This window comes from Pseudonocardia ailaonensis (assembly GCF_039531635.1).
Taxonomy (GTDB): Bacteria; Actinomycetota; Actinomycetes; order Mycobacteriales; family Pseudonocardiaceae; genus Pseudonocardia; species Pseudonocardia ailaonensis.
Genome location: NZ_BAAAQK010000001.1, coordinates 23,965 through 36,067, shown reverse-complemented (window position 1 = coordinate 36,067; position 12,103 = coordinate 23,965). Strand labels below are relative to the sequence as shown.

The following is a 12,103-nucleotide window of genomic DNA, read 5'->3' as shown; positions in this document are numbered from 1 at the left end:
CGCTGCGCACTCAGGGCGTTCGGGGTACTCACGGCAGTGCGGGTACTGACGGCTGTGCGGGTACTGAGGGCTGTGCGGGCACTGACGGCCGTGCGGGAACTCGGGGCGGTCCGGGAACCCGGGGGGATCACCCGGTCCCCCCGCGGTCGGCGCGGCGCGTCTCCCGGACCTCGTCGCCGGGTTCGGCGGCGGGGAAGCTCGCCTGCAGGGCAGGGGGGATGCCGGACGGGTCCAGGCAGATCCCGTACCGCTCCAGGTTGTGGGTGTGGGCGAGCTGGTGCAGGGAGAACGCCGCCCGGATCGCGGACGACTGGCCCTGCACGTCGACGGCCTGGTTGACCGCCTCCTTGGTGAGCCGCAGCGCGAACATCGGCTTCGCGGCGATCCGCCGCGCGAGGTCCATCGTGTACTCGGTGAGCTCGGCGCGCGGGACGACCTGGTTGACCATCCCGAGCCGGTGCGCCTCCTCGGCGTCCCACGAGTCCGCGGTGAACAGCAGCTCCTTGGCCTTGCGCGGCCCGAGCTCCCACGGGTGCGCGAACCACTCGACCCCGCACACCCCCATGGCGACGACGGGATCGGCGAACACCGCGTCGTCCGCGGCGACGATGAGGTCGCACACCCAGGCGAGCATCAGCCCGCCGCCGATCGCCCGGCCGTGCACCGCCGCGATCGTCGGCTTGGGGATGTTGCGCCATCGCGCGCACATCTCCAGGTAGATCTCCTCCTCGCGGGCGACCCAGCCCTCGGCGCCGGGCTCGCCGTAGCCGCCCCACGTGCTCACCTGGTCGAACTCCGGATGCCACACCACGTCGCGGAGGTCGTGGCCGGCGGAGAAGTGCGGGCCGTCGGCGGCCAGCACGATCACCTTGACGGCGTCGTCGCGGGCGGCCTGCTCGAAGGCGGTGTTGAGCTCGTAGGTCATCCGGACGTCCTGCGCGTTGCGCTTCTCCGGCCGGGCGAGCGTGATCACGCCGATCCCCGGTTCCGGGATCTCGTAGCGGACGGTCTCCATCTCGGGGCTCATGCGGAACCTTCCGTGTCCAGCGGGTCCGGGGTGTCGGGGGTGTCGAGGGTGTCCGGGGTGTCGAGGTCGAACCGGCGCCGGGCGGCCCGGCGCACCGTGGGCAGGTGCTCGGTGGGGATCCCGTCGGCCGGGGGTTTGCGGTCGCGCAGCAGCAGCCGCGCCGCGCTCTGGCGGTGGACCTCGTCGGGGCCGTCGTAGATGCGGGCGGCGCGGGCCCGCCGGTACATCGACTCGAGCGGCAGGTCGGCGGAGAACCCGAGCGAGCCGTGGGCCTGCACGGCCCGGTCCACGACGTCGTGCAGCACCTTCGCGCCGTGGAACTTGATCAGGGCGATGTCGGTCCGGGCCGCCTTCGCGCCGAGGGTGTCGATCTTCCAGGCGGCGTGCAGGGTGAGCAGCCGCGCGGCGGCGATCTCGGCGGCGGAGTCCGCGATCCAGTTCTGGATCGTCTGCTTGTCCGCGAGCACCGAACCGTGCGTGAACCGGTAGGTGGCCCGCTCGCAGAGCATCTCGAACGCCCGCTGCGCCTGGCCGATCCACCGCATGCAGTGGTGCAGCCGCGCCGGGCCGAGCCGCTCCTGCATCATCGCGAACCCGCGGCCCGGCTCGCCGAGCACGGCTCCCGCCGGGAGCCGGACGTCCGTGAAGACGATCTCGCAGTGGTTCTCGATCTCCGCAGGCCTCGGCTCGGGGTTCTCCATCGTGGCGATGTCCCGCCGGATCTCGAGGCCGGGGGTGTCCCGGTCGACGAGCACCACGGTCGCCCGGTCCCGCGGCGCCGCCTCGGGATCGGAGACCGCCATGACGAGCAGGAAGTCGGCGAGCGAGGCGTTGGTGGCGAACCACTTGTGCCCGTTCAGGACCCAACCGTCACCGTCCGGCGTGAGCCGGGTACTGAGCAGGGTCGGATCGGCGCCCGCGCCCGGCTCGGTCATCGCGACGGCCGAGCGGACGGTCCCCGCGAGCAGTGGAGCGAAGTAGCGGGCCCGCTGCTCCGGGGTGGCGTGCGCGGCGAGCAGCTCCAGGTTGCCCGAGTCCGGTGGGGCGGTCCCGAACAGCAGCGGGCCGACCCGCGACCGGCCGACGATCTCGTTCATCAGCGCCAGCCGCAGCTGCCCCCGGCCGGTGCCCCCGTGTGCCTCGTCGAGGTGCGCCGCCCAGAGCCCGCGCTCCTTGACCTGCGCGATGAGCGGCGCGGCGACGCGGTCGAACTCGGTGCGCGGCAGGTTCAGGGCCTCCAGCGGCACGGCGTTGGCGTCGACGAACTCCCGGATCCACTCCAGCTCGCGCTCGGTCTCGGCGTCGGTGCTGAAGTCCCAGCTCACGACAGCAGCTCCCGTTCGCGCTCGGCCAGCTCGGCCAGCAGGCCGGGGGGCGGCTTGGGGCTGTCGAGCCGGCGCACGCCGAGCGGGTCGAGGCGTTCGCGGATCCAGTGCAGCTCCTCCGCCGACGGCGGCCGGGTGGTCGGGACGGTCCCGTCCGGCGGGAGCAGCGCGAACCCGGTGGCCTGCTGAGCGTCGTCGAAGGTGACGCCGGGGTGCAGCGACCGCACGGACATCCCGGCACCGGTGCGGTCGAAGTCGAAGACCCCGAGGTCGGTCACCAGCATCCGGGGGACGCCGAGGGTGAGCCCGAGCCGGTCGCGCTCGGGCCCGAACCCCAGCCCGCACCGGAAGTCGACCTTCTCCACGAGCGCCCGCGGGGTGTGCCTGCGCACGTGGAAGGTCATCTCGGCCAGCCGGACCATGTCGTCGGGGATCCCGCGGGAGCCGATCATCGCGACCTTCGGCCTGCGCCAGTCGCCGAGCACCGAGATGTTGCACGAGCCGGTGCGGTCGACCTGGACCGGGCCCATGGTGATCGCGTACTTGCCCGCGGAGATGAAGTCGAAGGCCTCGGTCCAGTCCGAGCCGCGGGCGGCGGTCGGCGACGTGACCCACTCGTCGTTGAGCACCTTGGGGGTCGGGGCGCAGTCGAAGCCGGCCATGCTGCCGCCGGCCATGAGGACGATCTCGGGGGCGTAGAGCGCCTTGGCGAGGCGGGCGGCGATGTCGCCCGACACCGTCGCGCTCACGGCGATCACCTCGCCGCGGTAGATGTCGGCGAGGACGGTGATCACCTGCTCCTCGACGGTGAAGTCGCTGGTGGAGCTGCGGGGGGACGCACTGCTCATGCGGGGACACCCTTCGCGGCGTAGGCGCGGACCCACTCCCGGTCGGCGCAGTGGGCGACGTACTCGCCGGCCTGCGCGTAGTCCAGCGGGTGCTCCGGGTAGAGCGCGGTGAACCCGGCGCCGCCGGGCACCTCGGCGACGGCGGAGACCCACAGCCGGGAGATCGTGGTCTCGCGCTCGGTCATGCCCTCCAACCGGTCGACGACCCGCTCCGCGGTGACGTACACGGTGGACGCCGCACGGGCGAGCTGGGGATCGAGGAAACCGTCGCCGGTGATCCGGACGTTGCCGAGCGTGTCCACCTCGTTGGCGTGCAGGAACAGCACGTCCGGTGCGATGGCCGGCACCGCGGTGAGCTCCTCGCCGGTGAGCGGGCAGGCGAAGCGGCGGAACGGGATCCCGGGCAGCTCCATCAGGTCCACCCCCAGCCCGCTGCGGGTCGGGGCGAACGGCACCCGCCGCGTCGCGGCCTCGACCCCCGCGATGTACATCGCCTCCGTCCACTCGACGGCGGCGAGCCCGGCCTTCTCCCGGGCGTACCGGAAGTTGGGGGAGAGACCGAGGGCGTCGAGGCCCACGTAGGCGTAGTCGAGCTGTTCCACGGCACCGGCGCCGAGCAGGAGATCGACCTCCGGGCCGGCGAGGAAGACCGACAGCCGGACCGGTGTCTCGCGGGCGGCGAGCGCGGCCGCCGCGGCCATCGGCTTGCGGACCATCCCGCCGCCGCCGAACGAGACCAGCGCATGCGGCGGGACCGCCGCGACCATCTCGTCGAGGGAGGAGACCTTCTTCATCGCGCCTCCGACTCTGGAGTTGCAAATACAACTGACGAGTCGGAAACGTAGAGACCGGGGTCACTCCTGTCAAGGCACGAGAAACGGCCGCCACCTCCGGAGGTGACGGCCGTGTCGGGGGGCCGGAGCTAGCGCAGGTGCCTCTCCAGGTAGGTGAGGTCGGCGCGGATCGTCGCCAGCGCCGCCTCGGGGCTCGACCGCCCGTCGGGCCGTGCGACGGAGCGGACGGCCATGTCGGCGAGCTGGTCGGCGAGGGCGTGGGGGTCGGCGCCGGGTGCGTCGGGCCGGTACCACCAGGCGACCCAGTTGCAGGAGCCGACGATGGACAGGGCCGCGGTGCGCTCGTCGAGCGGCCAGAACTCGCCGCGGGCCACGCCGTCGGCGATGATCCCGCGCATGTGGGCGAGGATCGCCCGCTTCGCGGACTCGTGCCGGTCCCGGAAGGTCGCGGGCAGCAGGTGCTCCGAGCGGTCGAGGAGCCGGAACCGGGCGGGGTGCTCGCACACGCGCAGCGCGACCGAGCGGACCGAGCGGGTCAGCCGGTCCGCGGCGCTGCCCTCGTCCGCCTCCAGCTCGGCCAGCTCGACCGCGGCGGTCTCGGTGAGCCCCGAGACCAGCATGCCGAGCAGCTCGTCCTTGCTCTTGATGTAGTTGTAGAGCGACGGGCGGGTGATGCCGATGGCCTCGGCGATGTCCTGCAGCGTCGTGCCCTCGTAGCCGCGCTCGGCGAAGAGGCCGGCCGCCCGGTCCAGCAGCTCGTTCTCCATCAGGCGACGTCGCGACCCGGTTCCTGCCACGGCAGCCCCTGTCCTCTCCTCGGCGACGGGCGCCGGTCCGCCCTGCTCCCACGCTAGCCCGGCACCCGCGGTAGCGGCAGCCAGGCCACGGTCGGGGGCGGCAACCCGTCGGTCACCACCGGCGCTGGGTCACGAGTCGTCGTGGTCCACCAGGCGACTGAGCGCGGCAGGTCTCAGCACCCGCAGGCGACGGGGCCGGGCGCGGTAGCCCGTGTCGACGAGACCTGCGGCGCTGAAGCGGGCGAGCTCGAGTCCCACGGCCCGAGGCCCGGCACCGACGAGGTCCGCGACATGCTTCTGCCGGAGCGGCGTACTCAGGACCCGCTCCGCGCCCCCCGTGTCCGACGACGGGCCGGAGTCGTCCAGGTGATCGAGCAGGACGCGGCCGACCCGTTCGGCGATGGACCCCTGGCTGTACCGGACGTGACGCTCGATGAAGAGCCGGCTCCCGGTCGCCACCACGTGGGCCAGCGCTTCGCGCGCGGCGGCATCGGACGCGAGAAGATCCTCCAGGATCTCCCGGCGCACGAGGAGCGTGTGGGTTTCCGTCAGCGCTCGCGTCGTCGACGAGCGCGGGCATCTTCCGAAGTAGTCCATTCCGCCGACGATCATTCCGCGCTCGACGAACCCGATGAGGCGCTCCTCGTCGTCGACCGCGACGGAGAGGGCCAGGAACCCGCTCTCCAGGATGTGCAGCGTGTCGACCGCATCGCCCTGGGTCGTCACCACCGTGCCCGGCGGATACCGGACCGGTCGGCCGAGCGAACGCACGGTCGACCAGCCGTCCGCACGGTCCTCGGGGGGCATCCGGTCATCCTAGAGAGTGGCCGACCACATCTGCGCGTTCCGGGCAAACGGACGTCGCCCGACATCGCGGTCGATCCGCGACGGCGAGGGTGGGGGAGCCCGGCGCGACCGTGGCCGCGCCGAACTCCTCCCACGAGGTACTCGGGTTCAGCGCCCCAGCGCGGCGTTGAGCTGGTCGCGCCAGGCCGCCACCTGCTTGGGGTCGACGGTCTCGGCCTCGAAGACCTCGACACCGGCCGCCGAGTTGTTGGCGGTGGGGATGTTCGGCAGGACCGACGCGTAGCCGGAGGCCCAGGCGGCCTGGCCCTCGGGCGTCATCAGCCAGTTGGTGAACACCTGCGACGCGTTGGGGCTCTGCGAGGAGGCGAGGACCTCGGCGTAGAGGGGCGTGGCCAGGGCGGGGAACTTGCTGTCGAAGGCGAAGCCCGCCTTCTTGACGGGGGCCACGGCGGCGCCCGAGATGGCCAGGACCGCGTCGACCGCGCCCGCCCCGAGGGCCTCGGAGGCGGGACCGGAGCTCGCGTAGAGCGTCGGCTTCAGTGCGCCCAGGCGCTGGAACAGGTCCGGGTACCGCTCGCTCAGCTTGCCGAACAGGACCGTGTTCACGGAGTTGGTGTTCGGGTCGTTCATGCCGATCTTGCCCTTGTAGGTGTCACCGGAGAACAGGGCGTCGAAGCTCGGCGGCGGGCTCTTCACGGCGTCGGTGTTCCAGGCGTAGCCCCACGCGGCGAACAGCGTGATCAGCCGGGTGTCGTTGTCGTAGAGCGCCTGGCTCGCCTTCGGGGCACCGTCGGTGCTCGGCTGCGCGCCGGCCAGCAGCTGCGTGTTGGCGGCGGCCGCGTCCGGACCGACGATCTTCTGGAAGTACCCGTCGGCGAGGTGCTTGCCGTGCCACATCCGGTCCGTGCTCAGCAGCACGTCGACCGATCCGACGCCGGCCTGGTGCTCCGCGTCGACGCGGGTGCTGATCTCCGGCGGCCCGTACTGGGTGATGGAGAGGTCGATCTTCGGGTACGCCTTCTCGAAGGCGGCCTTCACCAGGTCGTTGTGGGCCGGGCTGAGGACGGACCACACCTCGAGCTTGCCCTCGGTGTCCGCGGCCTTCAGGACGTCCGGCCATGTCGCCGCGGGACCCGCCGCGGCCGAGGCCGGGGTGCTGCTCCCGCTCCCGCCGCCGCTGTAGTCGCCGCAGGCGACGATCGCCAGCGGCAGCACGCACACTGCCGCGACGGCGCGTGCCACGCGGCGCGCCATCGTGCTGCGAAGTCTCGTCGTCATTCGTCCGTCTCCTGGTCCGTGGGGGTGTCGAGGGTCTCGGGGGCGTCGGTCAGCGGGTAGGCGCGGGTGTCCGCCACCCGCGCACTCAGGTCGACGCGTTCGCCGGGGGCGAAGGTTCGTCCGAGGGGTACGACGAGCCGCAGCCGGCGACCCCCCAGATCGACGATCAGTTCCTGTTCGCTGCCGAGGTAGCCGACGCCGGCCACGACACCGCCGCGGACGCGGTAGTCGTGGGCGGACGGGACCGCGGTGCCGACCGCGGCGACCGTGATGCGGTCCGGGCGGGCGAGCAGTTCGTACGTGGAGCCGGGTCCGTCCGGCGCGGGGCCGGCGAACTCGCAGTCCGTGCCCTCCCACCGCCCCTCCCGGCCGGTGACGGCGCACAACCGCCGGTACCCCATCATGCGGGCGATCCGGCTGGTCGCCGGGGTGGCGAAGAGCTCGTCGGGACGACCGATCTGGATGATCGCGCCGTCGGTCATGGCGGCCACCCGATCGCCGACCGACATCGCCTCGGTGAGGTCGTGGGTGACGTAGACGCCGGTGAACCGGATCTCCTCGTGCAACCGCCGGATCTCCGAACGGAGCTGCTCGCGCAGTGCGGCGTCGAGGTTGCTCAGCGGCTCGTCGAACATCACGATCCTCGGCTCGGCGACCAGGGCCCGGGCCAGCGCCACCCGTTGCTGCTGACCGCCGCTGAGCTGCGCGGGCCGCTTGTCGAGCAGACGTCGATCGAGGTCGACGACCTCGGCGATCGCCCCGATCCTGCGGCGTCGCTCCTCCCGCGAGACCCAGCGCGACCGCAGCGGGAACGCGATGTTGTCCCACCCGGTCAGGTGCGGCCAGAGCGCGTAGTTCTGGAACACGAGACCGATGTCGCGGCGGTGGATCGGGACGGCGATCCGGCGGGCCGCGTCGAAGATGGTCCGGTCGCCGAACTCGATCACGCCGGCATCCGGGCTCTCCAGCCCGGCGAGGCAGCGGAGTGTGGTCGACTTGCCGCACCCGCTGGGTCCGACCAGGACGAGCATCTCCGCCTGCGGCACCTCGAGGGTGACGTCGTCGACCGCCACGATCCCGCCGCGGCTGCCGAAGGCCTTCCGGAGGTCCTTCACCTTCAGATCCGACATCGTCAGCTCTCCTTCGGGCTGGACCGGCGACCGAGCAGCAGGGCCAGCAGCACACCGGCACCGGTGATCGCGCACATCAGGAACGCCATGACGGCCACCTGGGAGTTGCTGCCGTTCGCGAACTGGTCGTAGAGGACGGTGGACATCACCTGGGTCCGGGACGACCGGACGAGGATGGACGCGCCGAACTCCTGGGCGGTGAGGACCAGGCAGATCGCGACGGCGTTGCCGAGCGCGGGGCGCAGCATCGGGAGCTCGAGGGTGAGGGTCCGGCGCCACAGCGTGCCACCGCTGGCGGCGCCCGCCTCGATGAGGTTGTCCCCGAGGTTGAGCATGCCGACCAGCGCCAACCGCGTCACGAACGGCAGGATGACCACGACGTACACCGCGACCAGGCCGGCGCCCCGGCCGTAGAGGTTCAGCGGGCCGTGGGTGAAGGCAAGGAGGAAGCCGACACCGAAGATCACGGCGGGGATGCCGAGCGACATCGAGACCAGGACGTCGACGAGGTTCGCGATGATCCGTTGTTGGCGGCGGCGGTACAGGACCTTGGCGCACAGGTAGCCCAGTGGCACCACGATCGCGGTCGCGCTCAGCGAGTACACCAGGGTGTTCCCGATCGCGTCGACCAGCTTCGGGTTGGCGAACACGGACCGGAAGTTGTCCAGGGTGAAGTCGCCGATGACGATGTTCTTCGACCAGAAGGGCTGGAACGCGACGATGGCGACCGAGAGGATCGGGGCGGCGACCGCCACCAGCCCGTAGACGACCAGTGCGGCGTGGGAGAACCACCCGCTCTTGTTGAGCGAGCGGGCCGCGCCCTTGGTGCCCGTACTGGCGTACCGGTCCTGGTCACGCAGCACCACTCGCTGGACGACCAGGAACACGATGCCCGCCACGATGATCGGCAGCCCGTACGCGGCCGCCAGCGGGATGTCGGGCGGCGACGACGACATGCTCACGAACATGGCCGTCGACAGCACGTTGAGGTTCTCCTGGCGGCCGAGGAACAGCGGGACCGCGAACTGGCCGAGGGCCAGGAGCATGACGGTGAGCGAGGAGTACACGATGGCCGGTCGCAGCAGGGGGAGCACGACCGAGAAGAACGCCCGGGCCGGCGAGGCGCCCGAGGCCGCGGCCGCGTCGTAGACGCCCTGGTCCAGCTGCGCGAGCGCACTGCGGACGAACAGGTACACGAAGCTGGTGAGCAGCGTGGCCGTCACGATGAGGATGAACGGGACGGTGTTGACGTCGAGCGGCCCCGACTCGGCGTCCGACCAGAACATGATCTTCCGGAGCAGCAGGTTGCCGAAACCGATGCTGGGGTTGAGCAGGTAGCCGAACCCGGTGACCGCCGCGAGGGCGGGCATGACCAGCGGGACGAGCGGGATGTGGCCGAGCCAGCGGTGGCGTCGGCTCAGCCCCTGGGCACCCCAGGCGAGCACGATCCCCAGCACCGTGCTGATCACCACCGACCCGAGGGCCAGCGTGACGGTGATCTGGACCGTGCGGCCGAGGCTGCGGTCGGCCAGCATCTGGCGCAGGCCCGAGCCCCCGCCGCTCAGTGCGGCGTCGATGACGTAGTAGACCGGCGGAAGGCACAGCAGAGCGAGGACGGCGACCAGGACCAGCGCCGCGGACCTGCGCGCGGCGGACTGGGCGGGCCGCCGATCCACCAGCCCCACGCGCGGACGCGGTGCGGGCCGGGGGTCGTCGGTGTCTGCTCGGGAGTGCTTCTCGCTGGCAACACTGCCAGTGGTGTGCATGGGTTGTTCCCCTCGGGCTGTCGTCCTCGGTGGACGGCGGCGGCCGTGTGGCGAGAGACTAATCCAACATTGATTGGAATGGTAGAGCGGGCCGGCGCGGAGCCGTCCGGTGCGTCCCCGGTCAGAGCAGCTCCAGGATCGTGGCGTTGGCCTGGCCGCCGCCCTCGCACATCGTCTGCAGGCCGTAGCGGATCCCGTTGTCGCGCATGTGGTGCACCAGCGTGGTCATCAGCCGGGCACCCGAGCCGCCCAGCGGGTGGCCCAGCGCGATCGCCCCGCCCAGCGGGTTCAGTGCCTTCGGGTCGGCGCCCAGGTCGGCCAGCCATGCCAGGGGCACCGGCGCGAACGCCTCGTTGACCTCGAACGCGCCGATCTCGCCGATCGTCAGGCCCGACCTGGTCAGTGCCTTCTGCGTGGCGGGGATGGGTGCGGTCAGCATGATCACCGGATCGGCGGCGGCGAGGACTGCGGTGTGCACCCGGGCGATCGGGGTGAGGCCGAGCTCGGCGGCCTTCTCCGAGGTGGTCATGAGCAGCGCGGCGGAGCCGTCGGAGATCTGGGAGGCGTTGCCCGCGTGGATCACGCCGTCGGCCGTGAACACGGTCCTGAGCTGGGCGAGGCCCTCCAGGGTGCCGCCGGGCCGGATGCCCTCGTCCCGGCTCACCACGGTGTCGTCCGGGGTGGTGACCGGGGCGATCTGGGCGTCGAACCGGCCCTCGTCGCGGGCCGTGGCGGCCTTCTCGTGGCTGCCGAGGGCGAACTCGTCCAGCTGCGTGCGCGAGAGGCCCCACCGCTCGGCGATCATCTCCGCGCCGAGCCCCTGGTTCGGGAACCCGTCGCCGTAGCGGGCTCGGTACCGCTCGCCGAGCACGTCCGCGCCCGCCGCCGCGGTGCCCATCGGGACCCGGGTCATCGACTCGACCCCACCCGCGACGACCACGTCGTACTGCCCCGAGACCAGGCCCGCCGCGGCGAAGTGCACGGCCTGCTGCGAGGAGCCGCACTGCCGGTCGACGGTCGTGCCGGGCACCGTCTCCGGCCAGCCCGCGGCCAGCACCGCAGTGCGGGCGATGTCGAAGGTCTGCTCGCCGATCTGGCTCACGCAGCCCCACACCACGTCGTCGACGACCGCGGGGTCGATCCCGGAGCGCTCGGCGAGTGCTCCCAGGACGTGTGCCGAGAGGTCCGCCGGGTGCACCCCGGCCAGGGCGCCCTTCCGTCTGCCGAGCGGGGTCCGGACCGCTTCGACGATCACCGCGTCACGCATGTGTGTCTCCCTGGGGTGGTGGGGATGGGTACTCAGATGCCGGTCGAGGTCGCGGCGTGGGCCCGCTCGACCGTGGTCTCGACGAACTCCGCGGAGAGCGGGGAGGCCGCGCCGGCCCGTCGTCGGATGCCCTCGGCGATGATCGCGATCTTCCAGAGGCCGAGGACGTACCAGTAGGTCAGGTCGGCCAGATCGCGCCCGGAGGCGCGGGCGTACAGCTCGGCCATCGCGCGGCGGTCCGGCAGGCCGGCGTCGCTCGCGGGGTCCGGGTCGGGCCAGTAGCCGAGCATGGAGCCGACGTCCGCGAGCGGATCGCCGAGGGTGGACAGCTCCCAGTCGAGCACCGCGCACAGCCGGCCGCTCGACCGGTCCACCAGCAGGTTGCCCAGGTGGTAGTCGCCGTGGAGGAGCCGGGTCTCCCGCTGGACGGGCAGGTTCGCCTGCAGCCATCCGGTCAGCCTGTCCAGGGCGGGAAGGTCCCGCAGGCGGCTCTCCTCCCACTGCCTGGTCCATCGGCGGAGCTGGCGAGGGGCATAGGGGGCCCGGCTCGACAGTCCGTCCAGCTCGACGGCGGCGACGTCGACGTCGTGCACCGCGGCCAGCGTGGCGGCGGCCGACCGGCCGATCTCGTGGCGGACCGGCGCGCCGAGGTCCGCCCGGTCGGCGGGCTCCGCCGCGGTGGCGCCGTCCACCATGGTCATGACCAGGACCGGTGCCGCCGCGACCCGTTCGTCCTCGCAGAGGCCGATGATCGCGGGCACGGGAACGTCGGTCGACCGCAGGGCGGCGAGCACGTACCCCTCGCGGGCGACGTCGTGTGCCGACGCGAGCAGCTCGCCGAGCGGGGGTCGGCGCGCCACCCAGCGGCGCCCGGCCTCGTCGGTGACCGCGTAGGTGAGGTTGGACCGGCCGTCGCCGAGCCGGGCGAGCCGGAGCGGGCCGCGTACCTCGAGGTCCTGGGCCCGCAGCCAGTCGGCCAGCGCGGCCGGATCCATGGCCGGTGGCGCGCTCACCTCGGTGGGGACGGGCTGCATCCGGAGCTCCTCATCTGCCGACGATGGCTT

11 protein-coding genes are annotated in these 12,103 nt (G+C 72.3%); all 11 read right to left on the bottom strand.

Going from position 1 to position 12,103, the window contains the following annotated elements; translation table 11 throughout:
- Window positions 1-127 precede the first annotated feature (127 nt).
- The 11 genes from ABD324_RS00175 to ABD324_RS00125 all read right to left on the bottom strand — a co-directional run bounded on the left by ABD324_RS00175 (window position 128) and on the right by ABD324_RS00125 (window position 12,073).
- A complete protein-coding gene (locus ABD324_RS00175; protein ID WP_344411415.1) occupies window positions 128-1,027 on the bottom strand; it encodes an enoyl-CoA hydratase in 900 nt (299 codons plus the stop codon).
- Window positions 1,024-2,352 (bottom strand): acyl-CoA dehydrogenase family protein, encoded by a 1,329-nt coding sequence (locus ABD324_RS00170; RefSeq protein WP_344411414.1) that lies wholly within the window; start codon window positions 2,350-2,352, stop codon window positions 1,024-1,026. The genes ABD324_RS00175 and ABD324_RS00170 overlap by 4 nt, the downstream gene beginning before the upstream one ends.
- Window positions 2,349-3,200, bottom strand: coding sequence for a CoA-transferase (locus ABD324_RS00165; protein WP_344411413.1), 852 nt, complete (start codon window positions 3,198-3,200; stop codon window positions 2,349-2,351). The genes ABD324_RS00170 and ABD324_RS00165 overlap by 4 nt, the downstream gene beginning before the upstream one ends.
- On the bottom strand, window positions 3,197-3,994 hold the full coding sequence (locus ABD324_RS00160; RefSeq protein ID WP_344411412.1) for a CoA transferase subunit A: 798 nt from the start codon (window positions 3,992-3,994) through the stop codon (window positions 3,197-3,199). The genes ABD324_RS00165 and ABD324_RS00160 overlap by 4 nt, the downstream gene beginning before the upstream one ends.
- A 128-nt stretch (window positions 3,995-4,122) precedes the next feature.
- Complete coding sequence (locus ABD324_RS00155; RefSeq protein ID WP_344411411.1) at window positions 4,123-4,761, bottom strand: TetR/AcrR family transcriptional regulator; 639 nt, start codon at window positions 4,759-4,761, stop codon at window positions 4,123-4,125.
- 159 nt (window positions 4,762-4,920) lie between these two features.
- Window positions 4,921-5,598 (bottom strand): Crp/Fnr family transcriptional regulator, encoded by a 678-nt coding sequence (locus ABD324_RS00150; protein ID WP_344411410.1) that lies wholly within the window; start codon window positions 5,596-5,598, stop codon window positions 4,921-4,923.
- Window positions 5,599-5,745: 147 nt separating this feature from the next.
- Window positions 5,746-6,876 (bottom strand): ABC transporter substrate-binding protein, encoded by a 1,131-nt coding sequence (locus ABD324_RS00145; RefSeq protein ID WP_344411409.1) that lies wholly within the window; start codon window positions 6,874-6,876, stop codon window positions 5,746-5,748.
- Window positions 6,873-8,006 (bottom strand): ABC transporter ATP-binding protein, encoded by a 1,134-nt coding sequence (locus tag ABD324_RS00140; protein ID WP_344411408.1) that lies wholly within the window; start codon window positions 8,004-8,006, stop codon window positions 6,873-6,875. Before ABD324_RS00140 ends, ABD324_RS00145 begins: the two co-directional genes overlap by 4 nt.
- 2 nt (window positions 8,007-8,008) lie before the next feature.
- Entirely contained in the window at window positions 8,009-9,691 is a 1,683-nt protein-coding gene (locus ABD324_RS00135; RefSeq protein ID WP_344411407.1) for an ABC transporter permease, read from the bottom strand.
- 202 nt (window positions 9,692-9,893) lie between these two features.
- A complete protein-coding gene (locus ABD324_RS00130) occupies window positions 9,894-11,039 on the bottom strand; it encodes a thiolase family protein (protein ID WP_344411406.1) in 1,146 nt (381 codons plus the stop codon).
- A gap of 32 nt (window positions 11,040-11,071) precedes the next feature.
- On the bottom strand, window positions 11,072-12,073 hold the full coding sequence (locus ABD324_RS00125; RefSeq protein WP_344411405.1) for a phosphotransferase family protein: 1,002 nt from the start codon (window positions 12,071-12,073) through the stop codon (window positions 11,072-11,074).
- Window positions 12,074-12,103: the final 30 nt, after the last annotated feature.